At 60.5% G+C, this 24,209-nt stretch carries 19 protein-coding genes; 7 read left to right on the forward strand and 12 right to left on the reverse strand.

Translation table 11 applies throughout. The annotated features are described in order from the left end of the window. Positions 1–104 precede the first annotated feature (104 nt). From G5179_RS16605 to G5179_RS16615, 3 genes are all read left to right on the forward strand, one after another. Positions 105–1,865, forward strand: a complete 1,761-nt coding sequence (locus G5179_RS16605; RefSeq protein ID WP_421258750.1) for a DEAD/DEAH box helicase — start codon at positions 105–107, stop codon at positions 1,863–1,865. Between the two features lie 124 nt (positions 1,866–1,989). Beyond that, complete coding sequence (gene dacB, locus G5179_RS16610; protein ID WP_058056004.1) at positions 1,990–3,429, forward strand: D-alanyl-D-alanine carboxypeptidase/D-alanyl-D-alanine endopeptidase; 1,440 nt, start codon at positions 1,990–1,992, stop codon at positions 3,427–3,429. Between the two features lie 94 nt (positions 3,430–3,523). Next, positions 3,524–3,820: a GrxA family glutaredoxin gene (locus G5179_RS16615; protein ID WP_223849348.1), complete on the forward strand. Its 297-nt coding sequence runs from the start codon at positions 3,524–3,526 to the stop codon at positions 3,818–3,820. A 106-nt stretch (positions 3,821–3,926) separates the two neighbouring features. Here G5179_RS16615 and G5179_RS16620 read toward each other — a convergent pair whose 3' ends face one another. Continuing rightward, a complete protein-coding gene (locus G5179_RS16620) occupies positions 3,927–4,772 on the reverse strand; it encodes an endonuclease/exonuclease/phosphatase family protein (RefSeq protein WP_005337873.1) in 846 nt (281 codons plus the stop codon). Between the two features lie 107 nt (positions 4,773–4,879). Here G5179_RS16620 and G5179_RS16625 point away from each other — a divergent pair, with 107 nt between their 5' ends. Further along, complete coding sequence (locus G5179_RS16625; RefSeq protein ID WP_005344394.1) at positions 4,880–5,104, forward strand: hypothetical protein; 225 nt, start codon at positions 4,880–4,882, stop codon at positions 5,102–5,104. Here the strand turns inward: G5179_RS16625 and yciA are convergent, their stop codons facing one another. The 6 genes from yciA to G5179_RS16655 form a co-directional block, all read right to left on the reverse strand. Then, the gene (gene yciA, locus G5179_RS16630) at positions 5,105–5,509 is read right to left on the reverse strand and encodes an acyl-CoA thioester hydrolase YciA (RefSeq protein WP_005337875.1); all 405 of its coding nucleotides are present in this window, start codon (positions 5,507–5,509) and stop codon (positions 5,105–5,107) included. Between the two features lie 59 nt (positions 5,510–5,568). Further along, entirely contained in the window at positions 5,569–6,417 is an 849-nt protein-coding gene (locus tag G5179_RS16635; RefSeq protein ID WP_421258751.1) for an NAD-dependent epimerase/dehydratase family protein, read from the reverse strand. A 244-nt stretch (positions 6,418–6,661) separates the two neighbouring features. Beyond that, complete coding sequence (locus G5179_RS16640) at positions 6,662–7,468, reverse strand: hypothetical protein (protein WP_421244623.1); 807 nt, start codon at positions 7,466–7,468, stop codon at positions 6,662–6,664. Positions 7,469–7,707: 239 nt separating this feature from the next. Further along, complete coding sequence (gene nifJ / locus G5179_RS16645) at positions 7,708–11,283, reverse strand: pyruvate:ferredoxin (flavodoxin) oxidoreductase (RefSeq protein WP_421258752.1); 3,576 nt, start codon at positions 11,281–11,283, stop codon at positions 7,708–7,710. Further along, positions 11,280–12,926, reverse strand: a complete 1,647-nt coding sequence (locus G5179_RS16650) for an NAD(P)-binding protein (RefSeq protein ID WP_216979120.1) — start codon at positions 12,924–12,926, stop codon at positions 11,280–11,282. The genes nifJ and G5179_RS16650 overlap by 4 nt, the downstream gene beginning before the upstream one ends. Positions 12,927–13,102: 176 nt before the next feature. Further along, positions 13,103–13,855: a substrate-binding periplasmic protein gene (locus tag G5179_RS16655; protein WP_005337880.1), complete on the reverse strand. Its 753-nt coding sequence runs from the start codon at positions 13,853–13,855 to the stop codon at positions 13,103–13,105. A 77-nt stretch (positions 13,856–13,932) separates the two neighbouring features. Between G5179_RS16655 and G5179_RS16660 the strand changes: the two genes are divergently transcribed. Next, the gene (locus G5179_RS16660) at positions 13,933–15,783 is read left to right on the forward strand and encodes an MOSC N-terminal beta barrel domain-containing protein (protein ID WP_216979121.1); all 1,851 of its coding nucleotides are present in this window, start codon (positions 13,933–13,935) and stop codon (positions 15,781–15,783) included. 224 nt (positions 15,784–16,007) lie between these two features. Continuing rightward, a complete protein-coding gene (locus G5179_RS16665) occupies positions 16,008–17,720 on the forward strand; it encodes a methyl-accepting chemotaxis protein (RefSeq protein WP_216954189.1) in 1,713 nt (570 codons plus the stop codon). A gap of 75 nt (positions 17,721–17,795) precedes the next feature. Here the strand turns inward: G5179_RS16665 and htpX are convergent, their stop codons facing one another. From htpX to bioB, 5 genes are all read right to left on the reverse strand, one after another. Then, entirely contained in the window at positions 17,796–18,668 is an 873-nt protein-coding gene (gene htpX / locus G5179_RS16670) for a protease HtpX (protein WP_069527876.1), read from the reverse strand. A 110-nt stretch (positions 18,669–18,778) separates the two neighbouring features. Next, on the reverse strand, positions 18,779–19,456 hold the full coding sequence (bioD, locus tag G5179_RS16675) for a dethiobiotin synthase (protein ID WP_227340888.1): 678 nt from the start codon (positions 19,454–19,456) through the stop codon (positions 18,779–18,781). Positions 19,457–19,516: 60 nt separating this feature from the next. Then, on the reverse strand, positions 19,517–20,332 hold the full coding sequence (gene bioC / locus G5179_RS16680; protein WP_266134428.1) for a malonyl-ACP O-methyltransferase BioC: 816 nt from the start codon (positions 20,330–20,332) through the stop codon (positions 19,517–19,519). Then, positions 20,325–21,521 (reverse strand): 8-amino-7-oxononanoate synthase, encoded by a 1,197-nt coding sequence (gene bioF, locus G5179_RS16685; RefSeq protein ID WP_421258753.1) that lies wholly within the window; start codon positions 21,519–21,521, stop codon positions 20,325–20,327. The genes bioC and bioF overlap by 8 nt, the downstream gene beginning before the upstream one ends. Further along, a complete protein-coding gene (gene bioB / locus G5179_RS16690; RefSeq protein WP_368167375.1) occupies positions 21,518–22,606 on the reverse strand; it encodes a biotin synthase BioB in 1,089 nt (362 codons plus the stop codon). Before bioB ends, bioF begins: the two co-directional genes overlap by 4 nt. 193 nt (positions 22,607–22,799) lie before the next feature. On the opposite strand from bioB, the gene bioA reads away from it, so the two are divergent. Further along, complete coding sequence (gene bioA, locus G5179_RS16695; protein WP_421258754.1) at positions 22,800–24,074, forward strand: adenosylmethionine--8-amino-7-oxononanoate transaminase; 1,275 nt, start codon at positions 22,800–22,802, stop codon at positions 24,072–24,074. The last annotated feature ends 135 nt before the right edge of the window (positions 24,075–24,209 follow it).

Genomic DNA, 24,209 nt, shown 5'->3' on the forward strand with positions numbered 1-24,209 from the left:
GCACCCTGCGGGCCGGCATCATGCCGGCCCGCTGTTTTTGTGACGGCAAGCACCCTATAATGGCGCCATCTTGCACCACCCCACATCGACATACCCAAGCCTGCATGTTCGTTCTCAGACCCTATCAGACCGACGCCGTCAACGCCGTGATCAGCCACTTTCGCAAACACCCGGATCCCGCCGTAGTGGTGCTGCCCACCGGGGCCGGCAAGAGTCTGGTGATCGCCGAGCTGGCCCGCAAAGCGCGCGGTCGGGTGCTGGTGCTGGCCCACGTCAAGGAGCTGGTGGAGCAGAACCACGCTAAATACGAGGCGTGGGGGCTCAAGGCCGATATTTTCGCTGCCGGCCTGGATCGCAAGGAGGCGAGCGCCCAGGTGGTGTTCGGCTCGGTGCAGTCGGTCGCCCGCAATCTGGCGGCCTTCGACGGGGCGTTTTCGCTGCTGATCATCGATGAGTGCCATCGGGTCTCGCTCGATGACGACAGCCAGTACCATCAGGTGTTAGGCCACCTCAAGGCCGCCAATCCCGCCCTCAAGATCCTCGGCCTCACCGCCACCCCCTATCGGCTCGGGCTGGGCTGGATCTACCGGCGCCACTACCACGGCATGGTCAAGAGCCACGGCGAGCGGCTGTTTGGCGACTGCGTGTTCGAGCTGCCCTTGCGTTTTATGGTGAAAAACGGCTACCTCACTCCGCCGCGCATGGTGGATGCCCCCATCGTCCACTACGACTTCAGCAAGCTGGTGGCACGGGAGAACGGCCTCTTTAGCGAGGCAGATCTCAACGGAGAGCTCAAGCGCCAGCAGCGGGTCACCCCCCATATCCTGAGTCAGGTGCTGGAGTATGCCGCCGACCGGCAGGGGGTGATGATCTTCGCCGCCACCGTCGAGCATGCCCGCGAAATTCACGGTCTGCTGGGCGCCCGAGGCCAGCAGACAGCCCTTATCACCGGCGAGACGCCGGGGCCGGAGCGCGATGCCCTTATCAGCGCCTTCAAGGCGCGGGAGCTCAAGTTTCTGGTCAACGTGGCGGTACTCACCACCGGCTTCGACGCCCCCCATGTCGATCTTATCGTGATGCTCAGGCCCACTGAGTCGGTCTCCCTCTACCAGCAGATCGTGGGGCGGGGCCTGCGCCTCTCGCCGGGCAAGAGCGATTGTCTGGTGCTCGACTATGCGGGCAACAACTTCAACCTGTTCGCCCCCGAAGTGGGGGAGCCTCGCCCCCACGCCAGTACCGAGCCGGTACAAGTACCCTGCCCCGCCTGCGGTTTTGCCAACACCTTCTGGGGCAAGACCGACGAGGATGGCAAGGTGATCGAGCACTACGGACGCCGCTGTCAGGGGCTGTTTGAAGATGACGAGGGCAACCGTGAAGAGTGCGACTACCGCTTTCGCGCCAAGATCTGCCCCGGCTGTGGCGCGGAGAACGACATCGCCGCCCGCCGCTGCCAGAGCTGCGATCAGCTGCTGGTGGACCCTGACGACAAGCTCAAAGAGGCGCTCAATCTCAAGGATTGTATGGTGATCCGCTGTGCGGGGCTAACCCTCACAGCAGGGCGCGGCAAACAGGGGGAGCGGCTGGAGGTGACCTACCACGATGAGGATGGATTGACCCTCAGTGAATACTTCGGATTTCACTCCCCGGGCGCACGGCGCTTGTTTCAACAGCACTTTGTGCGTCATCATTGGCCCGCCCCGGGGCTGGAGCCCGAATTTGCCACCCTGGCGAGCGTGCTGGCCGCGCAAAGCCAGTTCCGTCATCCGGATTTTGTCATCGCCCGCAAATCGGGTCGCTTCTGGCAGATAAAAGAGAAAATTTTTGATTATGAGGGTCGCTATCGTACCGCCAACTCGATGACATGATGGCGACCGGCATACATGGCATGAATTGCGTTATCCCGTCGATCCCGCATCGGCGGGTGAAACAAGGTTGAATTATCAGGGTCAGTGCTATCGGTCTGGCCCCTTCGTCACGTTAGAGGATGTTATGCAGCGGCTGTTGATTGGTTTTTGTGCTCTCTTTTCTTCTCTGGCGGCTCATGCCGCCCCGCTGACGCCCCCTCAGGGTGGCCAGTACGCCATCATGGTGCAGGGCAATAACGGCGTCGAGTTCGCCCGCCACGCGGATCAGATGATCGCCCCCGCCTCCACCATGAAGGTGCTCACCGCGCTGGCGGCCCGCCTCGAGCTGGGTGCCGACTTCCGCTTCGCCACTGACATTCAGGCCCAACCCGGTGCCAAACAGGGTGACACCATCAACGGCGATATCTGGATCAACTTCGTCGGCGACCCCACCCTCTCCCGCATGGATCTGCTGGCCCTGTTCAAACAGCTCGGCGTCAGCAGCATCAAGGGCAATGTCTACGTCAACACCGGCGCCTACAACGGCTACGAGCGCGGCAACGGCTGGTCGTGGGGGGATCAGACCCTCTGCTTCGCTGCGCCCGTCTCCTCGGTCATCATCGACAAGAACTGCGCCTACGGCACCATCACTGCCACCCAGATTGGCAAACCGGCGGTGGGCAATGTAGCTACCGGCGTGCCCATCGGCATCGGTGCCGACAACGTGGAAGTGATGAGCTATGGCGACATGGCGCGCCAGTTCTGCGCACTGGAAGTGGACATGGCCAAGGGCAACTTCTACGAGCTCAAGGGCTGCATCACCCCGAACAAGGAGCCGCAGGGACTGCGTTTCGCCATTCACGATGTGGAAGCCTGGGGTTGGGACAACATCCGCTGGGCGATGAACCGTGCCGGTATCAAGCATGATGGCCTGCTGCGGGTCACCCACAAAGCCCCTGAAGGGGCAGAGACCCTCGGCACCCACTACTCGGTCTCCCTGCCGGTGATGCTCGCCAAGATGCTGAAGAAATCGGACAACCTCTACGCCGATACCTTCCTCAAAACCGTGGGCCGTCACTACTACAACAAGCCGGGCAGCTATCGCAGCGGCACCATGGCGGTGCGCGCCATCCTGACCAAGAACGGCATCGATCTGGGCAACGCCACTTTGGCAGACGGCTCCGGTCTATCCGCTCACAATCTCATCAGCGCCCGTCAGATGATGTCGGTGCTGAACTTCATCCAGAAAAATGATGCCGAACTTGGCCTGATCAAGCTGCTGCCAAGCTCTCAGGTGGATGGCACCCTGGCGTGGCGCCGCAGCGTCACCGCCCCCATGATGAAGAACAAGGTCCACGCCAAGACCGGCACCATCACCGGCACCTCCAATCTGGTGGGCTTTATCGACACGGCAGGCGGCCAGCGCAAGGCGTTCGTGATGTTCCAGCGCGGCCTGTCCCAAGATCCGGCCACCCATGAGCGCTACCGTGCCAGCAAGGCGCCGTGGCCCTGGACTGTATTCGAGAAGGGGGTGCTGGAGAGCATCTATCAGCAGCAGCCGATCCAGATCGCCGATGAGAGCTGAGCCAATAGGCCCACTCGAATCACGGTATCGATAATTTCGGCTTCAAGTCGCCACGAGGCAGGGCTATGCTGTTGCCTGCCTCATATCAACGGCCATACATAAACGGCTTAAAAAACGGAGAGAAAATATGTTTGCAGTGATTTTTGGTCGCCCGGGTTGCCCCTACTGTGTCCGTGCCGTACAGATCGCCGAGCAGCTGACCGAACAGCGCGATGACTTCAAATTCCGCTACGTGGATATCCATGCCGAAGGCATCACCAAAGAAGATCTGGCCAAGAGCGCCGGCAAGCCGGTCAATACCGTGCCGCAGATCTTCCTGGACGAGCAGCACATCGGTGGCTGCACCGATTTCGAAGCCTACGCCAAAGCGAATCTGGGTCTCTACCAGTAATGCCAGCGGGTCATCCCGAGCGGGTTGACCGCCAGATCGTATAAAAAAATCCGGCGCTATCAGGCGCCGGATTTTTTTATGGGCAACACGCGCACATCATCCCCGATCAGGGGGTCACCGACTGGGCGGCAAAGCGCGCAATGATGGGGTTGTGATCCGAGCTGTCGGTGGCCGGTGAACTCACCTCGACCAGATCCAGATTGCGGTAGTAGAGATGATCCAGTGGGCGACCGAAGGCGGTACGGCGCAGGTCAGGCACCGGCACGGCCTCTTGCAGACCCAGCTCGTCCACCAATTTATTCAGCCAGAACTGGCGCTTGTCGCTCCAGGTATTGAAATCACCGGCCAGGATCACCGGCCCCTGATGGCGGCGCACCAAGGCAGTCAAATCGTTGAGCTGCTCGCGGAAGGTAGCCATCCCCAGCTCGAAATTGACCGCATGGATATTGATGACCATAACGCCGTCAGGATCGCCCTGCAGCGGATAGAGGCTCACCAGCCCGGATTTGGGGATGCGCAGCAAAGGCTCGGGGGAGCGCACGCCACAGACGAACGCCTGCGGGGTCTTGGCCACCGTCATTACCCCGAACGACACGCCGCCCTGGGTGAAGGCTTGCAGCTGTTGCCACTGGAAATCACCGGCGCGCAGCCAGTCGAGCATATCGGGACGGGTGGCCGACTCTTGCAGCAGCACCAGATCCTGCCCCTTGGCATAACTGTCCATCCCTTCGCGCCAGTTTTTGCGCTGGCCCTTGTAGAGATTCCACACCGTCACCCCGAATTCACGAGGCAGCGCCGTGGTCGCCAACGCTACCAGCGGCGGACGCTGGCAGTCGAGTCCCGGCACAATCCCTTGAGCAGTGACCAGATGGTTCTGATCCGGCACCTCAAAACAGCCTACCAACCCCAGGGTCAGCAGGGAGGTGCCAAGAATGCGATAACTATTTTTCATTGGCTAACAACCGCCCGCCTTTGCTTTTTGTTGCGACCATCACAAACGTCATCCACGCCGACTAAGCTGATAGTCCCTGTTCCACCCAACCAGAAGGACCTTGTCTCATGGCGAAAGAACTTCGGTACAACGTGACGTTTTATGATCAACAAGGAAATTGTCATCAAGTGGAGCTGTCCACCGTCTATCAGATAAGACGAGACCCTCAATGCGATCTCTGCCTGTTCGACACCCTGCAATATGTGGGCTCGGAAGAGATGCTGGAACGCATGATACGGCAAAAAACCGGGCTTGAGCAGGAAATATCCATCATCAATGCCCGGCTGATTTAATCAGGCACTCACCGGAACCGGGCGGGATTTGCCCTGTTCGTCGATGGCGACATAGGTGAAGATCCCCTCGGTCACACAGTAACGCTGGGCATCGTTCTCCCGCAGTACCGGCTTGACCCACACCTCCAGCTTGAGCTTCATGGAGCTGCGGCCGATCTTCATGCAGCGGCCGTAGCAGCAGACCACATCGCCCACCTTGACCGGACTGTGAAAGGTCATGCCTTCGACGGATACGGTACAAATACGTCCTTTTGCCAGCTCCTTGGCCATAATGCCCCCACCTATATCCATCTGGGACATGATCCAGCCACCAAAGATGTCGCCATTGGGGTTGGTATCGGCTGGCATTGCCAGGGTTCTCAGCAACAACTCCCCATCGGGGTGACGTTTTGTATCTACCATCATTACCGCCTCTCTCTCATGGATGGCGGCATGATAGGGGGCGATCACCCCCTTGGCAAACCTCAATTGCCCGAGGCGGCCAGCTCGGCAAACCAGTGGGCCGGATCGGGCCAGCGATAGTTGAATCCCATCTGCTGGCAAATCAGCTGACCGTCGATGGGCTGAAATTCACCGGCAGGCTCGATAAAGACCGGAACTGGCAGCCCCTGCTGACGCGCCGCAAAGGGGTAGAACTGCTCGCGGCGCGGATGCACCGGCGCGCTCAGGTTGAAAACATCCCCATCCTTGCCCCGCTCCAGCAGCAAGATGCAGGCCGCCACCACATCATCCAGATGAACCAGATTGACCGACTGGGCGCCGCCATCCAAGGTCTTACCTGCGAGGAAACGGCCGGGATGGCGATCCGGGCCATAAAGGCCGGAGGGGCGCACTATCATCACCGCCTCGAAACCGGCCGCCAGCACCGCCTGCTCCGCCGCCAGCATCCGCTCGCCACGGGCATGGCGGGGTTTGGGCTGTTCCCCCTCCTGCTGCCCTGCGCCCCACACCGAAGTGGCGCTGACAAACAGTACCCGCCGGGTGCCACTCGCCTTGGCCAATGCGCAGGCCTTGGCCACCGCCTGCGGGTAGTCATCGGTCTTGCTCGGCGGTACGCAGATAACCAGCGATTCGCAGGGGATGGGCCACGGCGCTTTTTGATCAGCGATGGGCATCTCGGCAGAGCCCATGTTGGCAGAGATGGTCAGCGGATAGGCGTTGATCCCCTCCCCCTGCAAACGGGCCGCCTTCTCGGGGCTGCTGACCGTCACCGCCACCTGCTTGCCTGCCGCCAGCAGGGCCCGCGCCAGCGGCAGCCCGAGCCACCCCGCTCCCAGAATGCCGATCGTCCCGGCGATATGTTGCTCTGTCATCGTCCCTTCTCCTGCTTGACGCTATGTGCCCCGCAGCTTACCTGCCGTTACATAAAAAGAAAAACACAATAGGTACGAAATACTGACGGAATATATGGCACCTCTGAGAATGAAACTGCAATGTAAAAACACATAACGTAAAATAAAATAGAACCGACAAAACATACATTTACAGGCCAATCATTCCATCAAAGCCGCTTAACAATAAAAACTGCTAAGTTATCTAAGTGCAACCGTGATATTTTTATAATGACTTAAGCTTTTTCCTAACCACCTTTAATTCATTATTTGCAATTTCCAACCAAGACGGTGAAGATATTGCCGAATTTTGATAGATATAGTTTAAGTATTTTAAAACCTGCTCCGGCCCATTTAAAGCACTAATCTTGTATAGTTTTACGGCATAACTAACCCTATCTAACTCCATATTATTTATGGACAAGCTAGATTGCATATGCATTACAATATTTCTCTCATCTACAATATCGGCAACAGCATTTCTTAAAGTGCTATGAGTTTTAAGAGGCTGGACATTGAAGATCTGTGGAGCGAGTTGGAAAATTTTCGGCCTAATAGGTATTGATGGATCAGATGCAATTTTGTCAGCTGCAATAATTCTATCCGGCTTGCCAGGTCGCTCTAGTTTCAGTTGTGAAACCTTGCCATTTTCTGTTCCGTATAAAATAAATGACTTGTTAACCCATGATTCTATAGCTCCGATTGAAAATGTGATAGCTGCCATTGCTTGCTGACACATTGCGAAAAATAATTTCATATTTTCTCCCGAAGAGTCCACTTCAGGCAATTTGTCAAAATTTGACTTTTGTACTTTAATACCTTTCTTTAATATTTCTGCTTTTACAGCCGCATCAAGAGAATTGAAAAACATAAGAGCTTCGAACTCTGGAGGTGGAACTCGCATATTGTAGCCATTAAAGCAACCTTGAGAGGATAGAACCGTAATCTTACTTCCCCCTTCAGCCAACTGCCCATTGGGTAATATCACGTCATGTGCCAATGATATATTCTTATCTTCTAATAAATGTTCCATTTTTACCTTGCGTGATAATGTTAAGCTTTCCGGTTTTAAGTTAAAGAATTAATGTAATGGTCTGTTTTTTCCGCATATATCCTGCCCAGCTTCCTCTAACATATCAACACATCATTTTTGATTTCACCAACACAACGCCTGTAGTTGCTATCAGATAGTGAGGAGTGACATCCAATAGTCTCCCGAGACAATAAGCGGGCCAGTGGCCCGCTTCGTTTTATGCAGATTTAACCCAATCCTCACACCGGCGGATGGAAATGGCTAGCCTCGCGGGTGGCCATTTCCTCGTAGGTGGCCCACTTCTGCCACGCCACTTGTTGCGCCACCTGCATCAGCCGCTCGGCCTCCTCCGGATGGCTCTGGGCCAGCACCCGATAACGGGTCTCCTCCTGCCGATATTCAGCGAGGGGGATGGAGGGGCGCAGGCTGTCGAGGCTGAAAGGGTTCTGCCCCGATCTGCGCAATACCGGGTTGTAGCGCATCAACGGCCAGTGACCGGAGGCCACGGCCCGTTTTTGCTGGGTCAGGCCAAACTCCATATCGATGCCGTGGGCGATACAGTGGCTGTAGGCGATGATAAGCGACGGCCCCGGATAGGCCTCCGCCTCACGCAAGGCTTGCAGCGCCTGCTGCGGATTGGCACCAAAGGCGATACGGGCAACATAGACGTTGCCATAGGAGATGGCTTGCAGCGCCACATCCTTCTTGGCCAGCGTCTTGCCTCCCGCCGCGAACTTGGCGACGGCGCCGAGCGGGGTCGATTTCGACATCTGGCCGCCGGTGTTGGAGTAGACCTCGGTATCCATCACCAGCACGTTCACATCGCGCCCGGAGGCGAGCACATGATCGAGCCCCGCCGAGCCGATGTCATAGGCCCAGCCATCACCGCCGATGATCCAGACCGAACGGCGCACCAGCTGATCGATGAGTGACAGCAGCTCGCGAGCCTTGCCGGATTTTACCTCCTCCAGCCGCTCGCGCACTTGCGCAACCCGGGTGCGCTGGGCGCGGATCTCCGACTCCAGCCGTTGCGGGGCGCTAATCAGGGTATCGACCAGCTCTGCGCCCAGCTCTCCCTTCATCGCCTGCAAGGCCGCCACCGCCTGCCCGTGATGCTGATCGGCGGTGAGACGAAAACCAAAGCCAAACTCGGCGTTGTCCTCAAACAGGGAGTTGGACCAGGCCGGCCCCTTCCCTTCGCCGTTCTTGGCCCACGGGGTGGTCGGCAGGTTGCCGCCATAGATGGAGGAGCAACCGGTGGCGTTGGCCACCAGCATGCGATCGCCAAACAGCTGGGTCAGCAGCTTGAGATAGGGGGTCTCGCCACAACCAGCGCAGGCGCCGGAGAACTCGAACAGGGGTTCGAGGAACTGAGCACCGCGCACGGTGGAGAAGTCCACCCGCTCTCGAGCAGGCCACGGCAGGCTCTCGAACCAGCGCAGCGCCTGTTTCTGGCCAGCCAGATGGGGCGCCTTGTCCATCATGGTGATGGCCCGCTCGCCCTCGTGTTCCTCATCGGCCCCGGCCCGTACCGGACAGGCCTGCACGCACTGACCGCAGCCGGTGCAATCCTCCGGATAGAGTTGCAAGGTGTAGCGGCTGTCGGGGAAGCCCTTGGCGGTGACGGGCACCGACTGCGCTGCCTCGGGGGCGGTCGCCAGCCAGTCCTGATGGTAGAACTTGGCCCGCAGCGCCGCGTGGGGGCAGACAAAGACGCAGTTGCCGCACTGGATGCAGATATCGGAGTGCCAGATCGGGATCTCGCGGGCGATATCCCGCTTCTCGAAGCGGCTGGTGGCGGTGGGGTAAGTGCCATCCACCGGCAGCATGGAGACAGGGATCAGGTCACCGCGCCCAGCCAGCATCTCGCCGGTGACCCGCTGGACAAACTCGCTGCCCCCCGGTGCCAGTGGCAGCGGATAGTCGCTGATCTGCTCGTCACCGGCCGGGATCGCCACCTTGCTCAAGTGAGCCAGGGTGTCATCCACCGCGGCGAAGTTGCGCGCCACCACCTCGGGCCCCTTGCGGGCATAACTCTTCTCGATGCTCTCCTTGATCAGCGCAATGGCCTCATCCCGCGGCAAGATACCAGCCAGCGCGAAGAAGCAGGTCTGCATAATGGTGTTGATGCGATTGCCCATGCCGTTTTGCTCGGCCACCCGATCGCCGTCGATGCAGTAGAGGCGAATATCGAGAGCGCGAATACGGGCACGCAGCCGCTCGGGCAGCTGGTCCCACACCTTGTCCGCCTCATGGGGGGCATTAAGCAGCAGGGTCGCCCCTTCCGCGGCATGTTCCAGCAGATCCACCGACTCGACAAAGCCCCACTGGTGGCAACCGATAAAGCTCGCCTGCTCGATAAGCCAGGGGGCGTCGATGGGCTCGGGGCCAAAGCGCAGGTGGGAGACGGTGCGCGAGCCCGACTTCTTGGAGTCGTAGACGAAGTAGCCCTGGGCGTGGAACCCCTCCAGCTCACCGATGATCTTGATGCTGTTCTTGTTGGCGCCCACGGTGCCGTCGGCACCGAGGCCGAAAAAGAGCGCCCGCACCCGACTGGCGGGCTCAAGATCACCGATGGGGTGCCAGGCCAGACTGAGGCCCGACACGTCGTCCACTATCCCCACGGTAAAGCGCGGACGCGGCGCATCGGATGCCAGCTCCTCGAACACCGCCGCGCACATGGCGGGGGTGAACTCTTTGGAAGAGAGGCCGTAGCGACCGCCACTGAGCCACGGCAGCCGCTTGATAAGGCCGCGCTGCAAGCCATCGATCAGCGCGCTCTGCACATCCAGCAGCAGCGGCTCGCCACCGGCGCCCGGCTCCTTGGTGCGATCCAGCACCGCCATGCGCCGCACGCTCTGCGGCAGCGCATCGAGCAGCGCCTGTACCGGGAAGGGGCGATAGAGGCGAATGACCAGTACCCCGGTCTTGCGATCCTGTTGGTTGAGCCAATCCACTGTGGTGCGGGCGGTAGCCGCCCCCGAGCCCATCAGCACGATCACATCGGTGGCATCAGGCGCGCCGTGGTACTCCACCAGGCGGTAGTGGCGGCCGGTCAGCTCGCCGAGATTGTCCATGCATTGCTGCACCCGTGCCGGCACCGCTTCGTAGAAGGGGTTGACGCTCTCGCGGGACTGGAAATAGGTATCCGGGTTCTGGGCGGTGCCACGCATCACCGGATGATCCGGGTTGAGGGCCCGCGCGCGGTGGGCGCGCACCCAGTCGTTGTCGATAAGGGCGCGAATTTCATCCCGATGCAGGGCGGTGATCTTGTTCACCTCGTGGGAGGTGCGAAAGCCGTCGAAGAAGTGGATGAAAGGCACCCGGCACTGCAGGGTGACGCTGTGGGCAACCAAGGCCAAGTCCTGCGCCTCCTGCACCGAGCCGGAGGCAAGCATGGCAAAGCCGGTGCTGCGCGCCGCCATCACGTCCTGATGGTCGCCAAAAATCGACAGCCCCTGCGCCGCGAGCGATCTGGCCGCCACATGGAACACCGCCGAGGTCAATTCACCGGCGATCTTGTACATGTTGGGCAGCATCAGCATCAGTCCCTGACTGGCGGTGAAGGTGGTGGCGAGCGCCCCCGCCTGCAGGGCGCCGTGTACCGTACCGGCCGCCCCCCCTTCACTCTGCATCTCCACCACAGTGGGAATGTTGCCCCACAGGTTGGTCTGCCCCTCCGCCGCCCAGGCGTCGGCCAGTTCGGCCATGGTCGAGCTCGGGGTAATGGGATAGATGGCACACACTTCACTCAGCTGGTACGCCACCCGGGCCGCGGCTTCGTTGCCGTCGACCATGATCAGTTCATGTTTCATTGGGACTCCTGTGGTTGGCGCAACTCGATGGCGTGACAAGGACACTGGTCGTGGCAGGCGCCGCAGCCGGTGCAGCGCTCGGCATCCACCTGATAGCCCTTGCCCGGCCCCAGCTTCTCGATGGCCTGCTCGGGGCAGCTGCCGTAGCAGCCGTCGCACTCGAAGCAGTTGCCGCAGGAGTAGCAACGCGCCGCCTCGTAACGGGCGGCCACCTCATCCAGCCCACCGATGATCTCGCCAAAGTCGTCCCGCGCCCACGCCGGTTTGACCGGCTGATTGCTGGCGGGCGCGTGGGTCTGGAACCAGAGCTGCAACTGCTCCGGCCCCACCAGCGGGTAGGAGAGCATCTTCTGATAGTGGCGACCACGCAGCCAGGCATCCATGTGGCGCGCCGCCTTCTTGCCATGACCGGTGGCGATGGTAACAGTGCGCTCGGAGGGCACCATATCGCCGCCGGCAAACAGCCCGGCGACATCTGTCATCAGATTGCCCGCCACCTGCACCACCCCCTCCTTGTTGACCCGCACGCCGGGGATGCTCTCCAGCACCGAGAGGTCGACCTCCTGACCGAGCGCCAGAATAAGGGAATCCGCTTCGAGGGTTTCAAACTTGCCGGTGGGTACCGGCTTGCCCTCTGCATCCAGCGCCATCACCTCCACCTCGATATTGGTGTTGTCGAGCTGGCGGATGCTGCGCAGCCAGTTGATCTTGATCCCCTCCTCCTCGGCCTCATCGGCTTCAAAGGCGTGGGCCGGCATATGGTCCCGGTCGCGGCGGTAGATGATCATCGCCTCTTCCACCCCGAGGCGACGAGCGGTACGGGCCGCATCCATGGCGGTGTTGCCGCCGCCGTAGATGGCAACCCGCCGTCCCAGTTTTGGCGGTGGCAGTCCTTTCTCTTCGGCAAGACTGGCCTGCTCGAGGAAACTCACCGCATCGAGGATTTTTCCCGCTTCCCGGGCCGGAATATCGACCCGCTTGGCCAGATGGGCGCCGATGGCCATAAAAATGGCGTCAAAGCCCCCCTCGTCGCGCTCGCGCAGCACATCCTCCACCTTGTGGTTGAGGGTCAGGGTGACACCAGCCGCCACGATGCGGGCCACCTCCCGATCCAGCACGTCGCGGGGCAAGCGGTAAGCGGGAATGCCAAAACGCAGCATGCCGCCGGCAAGCGGCCCCGCTTCGCGGATCTCCACCTGATGGCCAAGCCGGTTGAGGTGCCAGGCGCAGGAGAGGCCGGAGGGACCGGCACCGATCACCAGCACCTTCTTGCCGCTGGCTGGGGCCGGTGGCGCAGGCAGCCAACCACGGGCCAGCGCCTCGTCGCCGAGGAAGCGCTCGATGGCATGGATGGAGACGGATTCATCCACCTGCCCGCGGTTGCAGGCACTCTCGCAGGGGTGATAGCAGACCCGGCCATGAATGGCGGGCAAGGGGTTCTCTTCGATCAGGGTCTGCCAGGCCGCCTCAAAACGGCCGGCCTGCGCTAAAGAGAGCCAGGCTTGGATATTTTCTCCGGCCGGGCAGGCGTGATTGCAGGGTGGCAGGGCCGGCCGCCAAACGGGTAGCCGGGTACGCACCGGGCCTGTTCCCGTTTTCAGGGAGAGATCCGGCAATGGGGTCATGTCCAGTTGTTTGCTCATACATTGCTTTCTTCTTTTTGTGTGACAGGCCCCACCCGATGGCGCTTGATACCGTGTAGCCGAGGCGGACGGTGGCCGGATGGGGAAGAAGCGAAAGCGTTAGAAACTGGGAACTGAGTCGATAATGGCCGCTTTTTTGTACTGATTAGCGAATCAGGATCAAAAAATGTTGCACTTTATGGTTCATAGAGACCAGAACGTGACTCAAGTAACATCTTCTCCAGCTGACCGCTGGCTTTCAGTTTGGCGAGGCCCCGATTGAAGGTTTTGATCAGCTCGTCAGCGTTGGCACGCTTGCGGCTGATCAACAGGTGACCTTCAACTTTCATCACGGGTTTTGAATGGGTTGCAAAGAGATCGACCGTGCTGGCCGGGTAGAACTGACGCAGGGAGTAGTAGCCGACATCTATGTTCTCCAGGGTCAGGTCGGCGCGGCCGGAGAGCAGCAGATCAAAGCTCTGGCGCAGCCGGGTGACGAACTGCACCTGCAGCGGAACCTGTGCGATGGCTGCAAAAAAATCTGCATTGTAGGTATAGCCACTGACCGCAGCCAGCTTGCGATCCGCCAGATCCTGATAGCCACGCCATTCCAGCGGATCTGACTTGAGATAGAACCAGACGTAGGTTTCGCTCAGGATGGGATCGCTGTAGAGATGGGTTTTGCGCCGCTCGCTCGACTCATACCAGTGGACTGTGCCATCCACCACTCCCTCCTCCGACAAGCGAAAGGCCCGTTTCCAGGGAAGAAACTGGAACTTGACGCTCACCCCTTCACTCTTGAATGCCTCGCTCACCACATGAGGGATCAGCCCCTGATATTTGAGCGTCTCGGAACAGTAAGGAGGATACTCTCCCGTGGTCAGGGTCAGCTCCTGCGCCCAGAGCCCGTGGCAAAAAAGGCTCCCCGCCAGCAACCAGCTTATTTTCATCCCGATGCCCTCTTGTTCTGTTTTCCCAACTATAGACCGCCCCCTTGAAAGGATTGCCGGATCGTCGGGGAACCGTTATGTTCCCCTTTTTCCAGGCGATCGCGCCGCGTCACAAGGATATGAAGATGCCCAGGCTAGACAGCATTCACCTCTACCCCATCAAATCGACTGCAGGTATGCCGCTGGCTCGCGCCCGGGTGACCGAAGAGGGACTGGCAGGGGATCGCCGCTACATGGTGGTCAAACCGGACGGCACCTTTATCACCGCCCGTACCCATCCCCAGCTGCAACAGGTCGTGGCCACCCCCATCGAAGGAGGCTTGCAACTGCGCTATCCGGGCTTTGAACCCCTCACCCTGCAAGAGGTCGACTTCAGCCGCACCCCGCAAGCTACCGGAGTCTGGAGCGACCGCTTTACCGCCCTGCACACCGACACCAAAGCCGATGGGTGGCTGAGCCGGGTGGCAGGGGAACCAGTGCAGCTGCTCTGGCTGGGTGAAACCTCTGATCGCTTTCGCGAGAAGACCGGCACCCGGGTCAGCTTTGCCGACGGTTATCCGCTGCTGCTGATAAGCCAGGCCTCCCTTGAGGATCTCAATCTGCGCTCCGATGCGCTGCACCAGATGAGCCAGTTCCGCACCAATCTGGTGGCAAGCAATACCCAGCCCTTCGAGGAGGACAGCTGGGTGCGTATCCGCATCGGCGAGGTGGAATTCAAGGTGGTCAAGCCCTGCAGCCGCTGCATCATGACCACGGTGGAAGCGGGCACCGATCGTTTCAACGCCCTGAAAGAGCCGCTGGCCACCCTTACCCGCTACCGCCGTGGCGAGGATGGCGAGGTCTACTTCGGCCAGAACCTGATCGCCCTGAACGAGGGATGGATTGAGGCAGGCAGCGAGATAGAAGTGCTGGAGCGCACCCGTCCGGTGGTCTATCCCGCCGCCGCTCCGAAGAAGCGGGAGCTGGTCTGCGTGGCCCGCGAACCGCTGGCGCGGGATCTGGAGACCTTCTGGTTCGAAGCCGCCGATGGCGAGCCTCTGCCCGACTACCTGCCGGGCCAGCATCTGCCCATCAGCCTCGATATCAAAAATGAACGGATCCAGCGCCGCTATACCCTGAGCTCTACGCCGGATCACCCGGAGCGTTACAGCATCAGCGTCAAAAAGGTGGAGGGGGGTCGCATCTCCCACTGGCTGCACCAGCAGTTGCAGGTGGGTGATCGGCTGCTGGCCGCCAACCCCGCTGGCGAGTTTCACTTAGGGGCCGAGCGCAACCTCCTGTTGCTCTCCGCAGGCTCCGGCGTCACCCCCATGCTGGCGATAGCCCGCACCCTGGCCCTTCGCGGGGAGCTGGAAGAGGTTCACTTTATGCACCTGTGCCGCAGCGAAGCGGACATTCCCGCCGCCAGCGAACTGCATGCCATGGCGCAGCAGGGCATGACCCTCACCATTATCCTGAGCCAGCCGGGCAATCACTGGCAGGGGCTGCAAGGGCGACTCAATGATGAGCATCTGCGACTGGTCAAAGGGTTGGCCGAAAAAGAGGTCTTTATCTGCGGCCCCCACGGTTTTATGGCCGACGCGGCGTCGAAAGTAGCGGCCCTCGGCGTTCCGGCCGCACGGATCAAACAGGAGAGTTTTGGCGGCGCCATTCTCTCGGTGGCCCGCCCCCATCAGGCGGTACAACTGCGTATCGGCGCCCAAGCCTTTACCGGCAACAATCAGGGCACTGTGCTGGATCAGGCCAACAAGCAAGGCGTAGAGCTGCCCTGGAGCTGCCGCGCCGGGATCTGCGGCAGTTGCAAACAGACGCTGATCTCGGGCGAGGTGGATCACCCCGACGCCCCCGCCATCAGTGCCGCCGAGCGGGCAGAGGGCAAAATCCTCACCTGCTGCGCCGTACCGCTCACAGACATCGTCATCAAATAAGGTGATCGAGCCACGAAAAGGCTGGCTGGGCCCCGATCCTGGCCGACCTTTTCCCCCCTGTCGACCCGCGGTTCCTCCATTCTCGTCTCTTTCTCGCCCCGCCTGCGCAACCATGCCGACGATGACTTCTATACTCACAGCAATAACAACAAAACCCCTCCGACGTAGCGGCCTTTGCCGTCTGACCAAGGGGGTTACCCGGTGAGAATAAGGACGCTCAAACCATGGAACAGAACAAACCCGCCTTTCAACTCAACCTCTTGCTCTCCGTGATCACCCTGATCCTGCTGTCACTGGTGTTTTTCGCCTACAGCTGGGCGGGTAAACAACTGGAAGAGAGTTATCGACAACAATATCTCTCCTACCTGCTGGCCGACGAGCTGCGCCAATCCTCCGATGACCTGACCCGACTCGGTCGCACCTACGTCATCACCAAGGATCCAGCCTACGAGCAGCAGTACATGCGGATACTGGCCATTCGCAACGGCGAACAGCCGAGACCGGATGGCTACAACCGTATCTATTGGGATTTTGTCGCGGCCAACGGCCAGAATCCTCGCCCCGACAGCAATGTTCGCCGCGGCCTGATCGATCTGATGAAGGATGCTGGTTTCACCGATGCTGAACTCGCCAAGCTCAACGAGGCCAAGAACAACTCGGATGCACTGGTCAACACCGAGGTGGCTGCCTTCAAACTGGTGCAGCAGACGGACGGTGATCTGGCCGCCAACCAGCAGAAGGCCATCGCCATGATGCATGACAAGGCCTATCACCAGAACAAGGGTCGCATCATGTCACCCATCGACGATTTCTACGTGATGATGGAGGGGCGCAACCAGGAGGCGGTCGAGAGTGCCACCGCCAATACCGACATGCTGCGCTACCTTTTTATCGCTCTGGGCCTGGTATTGATGTTCTTCCTCTGGCGCACCTATCGCTCCCTGCTCGATCTGGTGGGCACCTCGGTCGAACAGCTCAAGACCGATCTCCATCTGCTGGCGGAAGGGGATTTCTCCCGCCCCATCAAGGTGCCCCAAGGCTCGAAAGAGAGTCTTATCGGCCTGCTTGGCACCACACAGAGCACCCTCAAGGGGATCATCGGCAAGGTATCCCACTCCACCGAGGAGTTGTCCAATTCGGCCGACAGCATCGCCCAGATAGCGGAGCAGACCGCCCAGTTCGCCACCGATCAGCAAACCAGTACCCAGACCATGGCCGCCGCCATCGAAGAGCTGGTGGTGAGCATCAGCCACCTCTCCGACAATGCCAGCCATGCAGACGAGCTCAGCAAGGTCTCAGCCGACACGCTGGAGGAGGGCTCCGGGGTCATCAAGGAGACGCTTGGCAGCATCGAGAATATCTCCACCACGGTCGGTGAAGCAGCCAGCACCATCGCAGAACTCAACAGCCATACCCAGCAGATCTCGGAGATCATCGGCGTTATCCGCGGCATCGCCGATCAGACCAACCTGCTGGCCCTCAACGCGGCTATCGAGGCGGCGCGGGCCGGTGAGCAGGGACGTGGCTTTGCGGTGGTGGCCGACGAGGTGCGCAATCTGGCCAGCCGCTCGGCGGCCTCGACCCAGCAGATCACCGGGATGATCAGCAAGATCCAGAGCGGGGCGGATGCCTCTATCCGCAGCATGGAGAACACGGTCAACAACGTCTCCCGCGGTGTCACGCTGGCCAACCAGACCGGCGAGGCGATCGCCAGCATCCAGAGCCACGCCTCCAACCTCACCGGCCTGATGGGGGAGATCAGCCACACCCTGCGCGAGCAGTCCACCGCCGCCAACGAGGTGGTCTCTACCGTCGGCAACATCACCTCTCTCTCCGAGCAATCGGGGGATGCCGCCCGTCACGTATCTCAAGAGGCGGCCAAGCTCAAGCAGCTGTCACGGGTACTGCGCCAGGAGATGGGACACTTCAAGCTTTAAAGAACGCTGAAAAGCAAAACGGCTGCCCGAAGGCAGCCGTTTTTTATTCGGGGTATCCCCGTCATTCAGTATCTATCAACCACGCAGGGCGGCGATACGCTGCTCGATGGGCGGGTGGCTCATGAACAGCTCGCTCATGGAGCGCTTGCCGTTGATGCCAAAAGCCATCATGGAGCCTTCCAGCTGCGGCTCGGCACCGCGGGAGAGGCGCTCAAGGGCGGCAATCATCTTGTCGCGACCGGCCAGCTTGGCGGCACCGGCATCGGCACGGAACTCGCGCTGACGGCTGAACCACATGACGATGATGGAGGCCAGAATGCCGAACAACATCTCCAGCACAAACACGGTGATCATGTAGGCAAAACCACCGGTGCTGCTGCTCTCTTCCTCGTTGTTGGAACTGAAGAAGTTGCTGATGACGCCAGCCACGATGCGGGCGAAGAACATCACGAAGGTGTTCACCACCCCCTGGATCAGGGTCAGGGTCACCATGTCACCGTTGGCAACGTGGCTCACCTCGTGGGCCAGTACCGCTTCCGCCTCGTCACGGCTCATGCTGTAGAGCAGGCCGGAGGAGACCGCCACCAGCGAATCATCTCGGCGGGCACCGGTCGCAAAGGCGTTCATCTCGGGAGAGTCGTAGATCCCCACTTCCGGCATCTTGATACCCGCTTCGCGGGCCTGACGGGCAACAGTGCTCACCAGCCAGTGCTCGGTCTCGTTACGAGGTTGCTCGATGACCTGGACGCCATAGCTGCGCTTGGCCATCCACTTGGACATCAGCAAGGAGATAAAGGAACCCCCAAAACCGAACACGGCACAGAACATCAACAGCCCGGAAATGCTGGACTTGTTGATCCCCAGAACCGAGAACAGGATATTGAGTACCACCCCCAGCACCAGCATGACGGCCAGGTTGGTCACCAGGAATAGCATAATTCGCTTCATATAGACTCCTTGTGAGAATTAAAGACACGGAGATAGATCACTCGACCTCCCTATCTCCATGTTATGGATGAATTTTAGGGAGACTCGATGAATGTTCGCTGAATGTGACGTCACAAGAGCGGAGAGATATCAAGCCGCCCCTGCAAATCAGCCTCAAATGGATTGTTTATAAAGGGAATTTCCCCCAGAAACGGGGCCGGTAACATCCCCCTCAGGGTGTCCAGATTTTCCTGATAGTGGCTCATGGCACTGTGAAGGCGATTAATAACCCATCCCGCCACTGGCAACCGATCGTTGCGAATGGCAGCAAAGGTGAGCAGTGCATGGTTGAGACAGCCCAGTTTGGCCCCCACCACCAAAATCACCGGCATGTTCTCCTGCTTCACCCAATCCGACAGCAGATGCTTGCGATCCAGCGGCAGATACCAGCCCCCCGCCCCTTCCACTACTGCAAGCTCGGCCCCTGCCTGTTCAATCTTGCGCAGCCCCTCGCTCAGCCCCTGCATGGTAATGGGCTGGCGCGCCTCGCTGGCAGCGATATGGGGCGCAATCGGCGGCTCATAGGCAAAGGGATTGACCACCTCATAAGGCAGCTGAACACTCGCCGCCTCCTGCAACAGAACAGCGTCGAGGTTGCGCAATCCATCGGGTGTTCGGGCACACCCTGCCGAGATAGGCTTGTAGCCGGCACAGCGGATCCCCTGTGCGCTGAATTCGCGCAGCAGAGTGCGTGCCACCAGCGTCTTGCCCGCATCGGTATCTGTGCCGGTGATAAAGAATGATTTCATATGGTTCTCTCCTTGGCAGGGAGTGGCTCACTGCCCTGCACACACTGCAATTCCCGACGCTCAGCGAGGCTTGCTGAGGCGACCGAGACACACCCGATAACTGGCGACCAACCTGCCATCGGGCTGGCGAAATGCTTCATATGCCTGAGCCAGCTGCTGCAATCTGGCGCGACCGCTCAGACCGGCCGGGGCGGCGCCCCCTTGATTGTCGTTGACCTGATTGGCCCCGATCCCCTTGAGATCGCGCAACAGCTGCGGCAATTCAAGATAGGCGAGATCCCAGGTGATACAGCGCAGCTCGGGAGCAGATACCCCTGCGCTAGCCAGCGCCTGCTCCAATTGTGGCAGGCTGAGGAAGCGATTGACATGGGCGCGACCATCAAGCTGCTGCCAGGCGGCTCGCAACTGCCAGAGCGACTCATCGAGCAGGGTCGAGAAAAAGATCTGGCCGCCCGGTTTGACCACCCGCAGCAGCTCGCCAAAAGCCTGGGCCGGACGCTCGCACCACTGCAACGCCAGACTGGAGAAAACCCAGTCGAATGTGTTATCGGCGAAAGGAAGCTGCTCCGCATCGCCACAGAGCAGGCGAGCACCGCTGTCACGCAAGGCGGCCTGCGCCAGCATGCCGGGGGCAAGATCCAGTCCCACCAGCTGATGACAACGGTTCGCCAGTTGGGGCAAGAAAAAGCCGGTACCGCAGCCCAGATCCAGCCCGCTCACCGTCAGATCAGTGCCAACCGGCCTGCTCGGCATCCATTCCAGCAACGCCTGACCCACCTCCTGCTGAAAGCGGGCATGGGCATCGTAATGACGAGCGGCGGCGCCAAAACGGCGAGCAAGCTGCGCCTTGTCGACCGTTTGAAAACGCTCAGCCATAGTGAGCCTCCCCAAGCGTTGTAACTGCAGGGCAGACCCCCAAGGCATCGAGCAGGCGCTCCACATCCTGCTCGCGGTGAGCCGCGCTCAGGGTAATGCGCAGCCGGGCCGTACCGACTGGCACCGTGGGCGGGCGGATGGCGCTCACCCAGACGCCGCGTTCCCGCAGCCGTTCTGCCAGTTGCAGGGCAACACTGCTCTCCCCCACCAGCAGCGGCTGGATCGGGGTATCGCTCGCGCCAAGCTGCCAACCCTGATCCTTTGCCCCTTGCCGGAAGCGAGCGATCAGCTGGCCAAGATGGGCGCGGGACTCATCAGCCGCGCGCACCAGTTCGATGCTCTTGCTCACCGCGCAAGCCTGCGCGGCGGGCATATGGGTGCTGTAGACATAGTGGCGAGCGAAGTTGACCAGATACTCCACCAGCTCGCGGCTGCCGCCGACAAAGGCGCCAGCGACGCCAAGCGCCTTGCCAAAGGTGCCCATCTGGATATGCACGTTGGCAGGATTTACTCCCTGCGCCGCCAGGGTGCCGCGCCCCTCAGGCCCCAGCACACCGAGGCCGTGGGCATCGTCGATCATCAGCCAGTTGCCGCTCCGGGCGGCGAGGATTGCGAGCTCACCCCAGGGGGCCTGATCCCCGTCCATGCTGAACACCCCTTCCGAAACAATCAGTCCGCGATTTGGCTCAAGCTGCCGTTCAAGGGCCGCCATATCGTTGTGGGCAAAGCGCTTCATCTTGCAGGGGAGCTGGCTGCCCATCTCCTGCAAAGAGGCGTGGTTGAGTTTGTCCTGCCACAGCAGATGCTCCTTGCCAAGCAGCGCTTTGAGCACCGCCTGATTGGCAGAAAAGCCGCAGTTGAACAGCAGCACCGCCTCCACCCCGAGCCACTCGGCCAGGGCCTCCTCAAGCTGTTGGTGGGCACGACTGTAACCGGTCACTAGCGGCGAGGCGCCGGAGCCCGCGCCATAGCGCCCCATCCCCGCGTTGAAGGCAGCCTTGATGGCGCCGTGTTCTGCCAGCCCCAGATAGTCGTTGGCGGAAAAATTGAGGTATTCGCGCCCTGCAACCCTGAGCCGCCCGCCACTCGCCCCGTCGGTCGCGATGCGGTTGCGCAGCAGACCCGCCTGCTCGCGCTCGGCCAGCGCCGTGCCCAACCCAAAGGGGCCCGTTACTGCAGGGCCGTTCATGACCGCGTAGCCCCTGCACGGGGGCGGGTGGCGTCATAAAACATCTCGGTGGGCTCGCTCTGGCGACTCACCTCGGCCAGCAGCTCCTCTTCTTGAACCTGATCCGGCTTCTGGGCCCGCTGGGCGGGGCGAATGCCGAGCCGCTTGAACAGCTGCATATCGCTGTTTTCGTCCGGGTTGGGGGTGGTCAGCAGTTTGCAGCCGTAGAAGATGGAGTTGGCCCCGGCCATAAAACACATGGCCTGCATCTGCTCATTCATCTTCTCCCGCCCGGCGGAGAGACGCACATGGGAGGCGGGCATCATGATCCGCGCCACCGCGATGGTGCGGATAAATTCGAACGGATCGAGGTTCTCCTCGTTCTCCAGCGGCGTCCCCTTCACCTTGACCAGCATGTTGATGGGCACACTCTCCGGGTGCCGCGGCAGGTTGGCGAGCGCCATCAAGAGGCCCGCACGGTCTTTGGCCTGCTCACCCATACCGACGATGCCGCCAGAGCAGACCTTCATACCGGCACCGCGCACATGCTCCAGGGTATCGAGCCTGTCCTGATAGGTGCGGGTGGAGATGATCTCGCCGTAAAACTCCGGCGATGTATCGAGGTTGTGGTTGTAGTAATCAAGCCCAGCAGCGCCAAGACGCGCCGCCTGATCGGCGGTGAGCATCCCCAAGGTCATGCAGGTCTCCATCCCCAGCCCGCGCACCTCCTCAATCATCCGGATGATGTAGGGCATGTCTTTTTCTTTGGGGTTGCGCCAGGCGGCCCCCATGCAAAAGCGTGACGAGCCGTTGGCCTTCGCTTCGCGGGCCCGCTCCAGCACCTTCTCCACCTCCATCAGCCGCTCGGCCTCAAGCCCGGTGTGGTAACGGGCGCTCTGGGGGCAGTATTTGCAATCTTCCGGGCAGGCGCCGGTCTTGATGGAGAGCAGGGTACTCACCTGCACTTCGTTCGGGTCAAAGTGGGCGCGGTGGACGGTCTGGGCCTGAAACAGCAGATCGTTAAATGGCAGGGCAAACAGGGCCTGAACCTCGGCGAGGGTCCAGTCATGACGAAGGGCGTGACCGCCCGCGGTGAGAGCATTCATACATGGCTTCCGGTTGTTATTAGTGGGATCCTGCGCCCGCCATCTTGGGATGGACGGCCACAGAACCCGCCGCCGGGCCCGCGCGCTCAAGGTGATGCGCAGTGCCAAGTGGCTGAAATTGTTGGCTAGTGTAGAGAGCACGCGTAGACTGTCAACACCGACCAGATCAAACCAATTGACAACAGAACAACAAATGACCAACCAAGAATTCGACCTGCACCACATCTGGCACCCCTATACCTCCCTCACTCACCCCCTGCCCTGCTATGAAGTGGCCAGCGCCAAAGGGGTAAAGATCACTCTCAGCGACGGCCGTGAACTGGTGGATGGCATGAGCTCCTGGTGGGCTTGCGTGCACGGCTATCAGGTGCCGGAGTTGGACGCCGCCGCCACCGCCCAGCTCGGCAAGATGTCCCACGTGATGTTTGGCGGCCTCACCCACGCTCCGGCGGTCGAACTCTGCCGCAAACTGGTGGAGATCACTCCGAAGGGGCTTGATCGGGTATTTCTGGCCGATTCCGGCTCGGTGGCAGTGGAAGTGGCGCTCAAGATGGCGCAGCAGTACTGGCACGCCAAGGGGACGCCCAGAGCCAAATTCGTCGCCCTGCGTAGCGGCTATCACGGCGACACCTTTGGCGCCATGAGCGTCTGCGATCCTGATGGCGGCATGCATGAGCTCTACAAGGGATTCCTGCCGGAGCACCATTTTGTCGAAGCCCCCAGCTGCCGCTTCCACGCCGAGTGGGATGAACAGTGCGTGGTGGAGCTGGCGACGCTCATGGCGGATCATCACGAAGAGATCGCCGCCATCGTACTCGAACCCATAGTGCAGGGCGCTGGCGGCATGCGCTTCTATCACCCCCGCTACCTGCAGTGGGTGCGTGCCCTGTGCGACGAGTTCGGCGTGCTGCTGATTGCCGACGAGATTGCCACCGGCTTTGGCCGCACTGGCCAGCTGTTTGCCTGCGACTGGGCGGGGATCAGCCCCGACATCATGTGTCTGGGCAAGGCGCTTACCGGCGGCTACCTCACCCTCTCGGCGACCCTGACCACCGAGCATGTCGCCCGCACCATCTGTGACGGCAAGGCCGGCGTCTTTATGCACGGCCCCACCTTTATGGGCAATCCCCTCGCCTGCGCGGTGGCCAACGCCTCCATCGAGTTGCTGCTGACCTCACCTTGGCAGGAGCGGGTGCGCACCATCGAGCATCAGCTGCGAACAGAACTGGTAGAGCTGACCCTGCACCCGGCGGTCGCGGATGTGCGGGTGCTCGGCGCCATCGGGGTGGTGGAGATGAAAGAGCGGGTGGATGTAGCGCGCATCCAGCGCAAGTTTGTCGAACTGGGCGCCTTGATCCGCCCCTTTGGCAAGCTGGTCTACCTGATGCCCCCCTTCGTCATTACCCCTGAAGAGTTGCGGGTATTGACCGGCGCCATCCGTCAGGCCATCACCGAAGGCGAGTTTTAATGCATGCAGCGGGCGGCCATCGCAGCCGCCCGTTTGACTACCGGCATTTGATATATAAAGAGGGCAACTTTATCCACTTCAGTGCAGTTTCACTTGCCGTAATGTGAGCAAAACACCAGACCTGAGGCCTCAAGA

The sequence above is a fragment of the Aeromonas sp. 600886 genome, from assembly GCF_049174935.1.
Classification (GTDB): domain Bacteria; phylum Pseudomonadota; class Gammaproteobacteria; order Enterobacterales; family Aeromonadaceae; genus Aeromonas; species Aeromonas veronii_A.

Excerpts from the sequence above, each read along its gene's own strand:
- G5179_RS16605 (WP_421258750.1), top strand. The coding sequence starts at position 105 with ATGTTCGTTCTCAGACCCTATCAGACCGACGCCGTCAACGCCGTGATC.
- dacB (WP_058056004.1), top strand. The coding sequence starts at position 1,990 with ATGCAGCGGCTGTTGATTGGTTTTTGTGCTCTCTTTTCTTCTCTGGCG.
- G5179_RS16620 (WP_005337873.1), bottom strand. The coding sequence starts at position 4,772 with ATGAAAAATAGTTATCGCATTCTTGGCACCTCCCTGCTGACCCTGGGG.
- G5179_RS16625 (WP_005344394.1), top strand. The coding sequence starts at position 4,880 with ATGGCGAAAGAACTTCGGTACAACGTGACGTTTTATGATCAACAAGGA.
- yciA (WP_005337875.1), bottom strand. The coding sequence starts at position 5,509 with ATGATGGTAGATACAAAACGTCACCCCGATGGGGAGTTGTTGCTGAGA.
- G5179_RS16635 (WP_421258751.1), bottom strand. The coding sequence starts at position 6,417 with ATGACAGAGCAACATATCGCCGGGACGATCGGCATTCTGGGAGCGGGG.
- G5179_RS16640 (WP_421244623.1), bottom strand. The coding sequence starts at position 7,468 with ATGGAACATTTATTAGAAGATAAGAATATATCATTGGCACATGACGTG.
- nifJ (WP_421258752.1), bottom strand. The coding sequence starts at position 11,283 with ATGAAACATGAACTGATCATGGTCGACGGCAACGAAGCCGCGGCCCGG.
- G5179_RS16650 (WP_216979120.1), bottom strand. The coding sequence starts at position 12,926 with ATGAGCAAACAACTGGACATGACCCCATTGCCGGATCTCTCCCTGAAA.
- G5179_RS16655 (WP_005337880.1), bottom strand. The coding sequence starts at position 13,855 with ATGAAAATAAGCTGGTTGCTGGCGGGGAGCCTTTTTTGCCACGGGCTC.
- G5179_RS16660 (WP_216979121.1), top strand. The coding sequence starts at position 13,933 with ATGTTCCCCTTTTTCCAGGCGATCGCGCCGCGTCACAAGGATATGAAG.
- G5179_RS16665 (WP_216954189.1), top strand. The coding sequence starts at position 16,008 with ATGGAACAGAACAAACCCGCCTTTCAACTCAACCTCTTGCTCTCCGTG.
- htpX (WP_069527876.1), bottom strand. The coding sequence starts at position 18,668 with ATGAAGCGAATTATGCTATTCCTGGTGACCAACCTGGCCGTCATGCTG.
- bioD (WP_227340888.1), bottom strand. The coding sequence starts at position 19,456 with ATGAAATCATTCTTTATCACCGGCACAGATACCGATGCGGGCAAGACG.
- bioC (WP_266134428.1), bottom strand. The coding sequence starts at position 20,332 with ATGGCTGAGCGTTTTCAAACGGTCGACAAGGCGCAGCTTGCTCGCCGT.
- bioF (WP_421258753.1), bottom strand. The coding sequence starts at position 21,521 with ATGAACGGCCCTGCAGTAACGGGCCCCTTTGGGTTGGGCACGGCGCTG.
- bioB (WP_368167375.1), bottom strand. The coding sequence starts at position 22,606 with ATGAATGCTCTCACCGCGGGCGGTCACGCCCTTCGTCATGACTGGACC.
- bioA (WP_421258754.1), top strand. The coding sequence starts at position 22,800 with ATGACCAACCAAGAATTCGACCTGCACCACATCTGGCACCCCTATACC.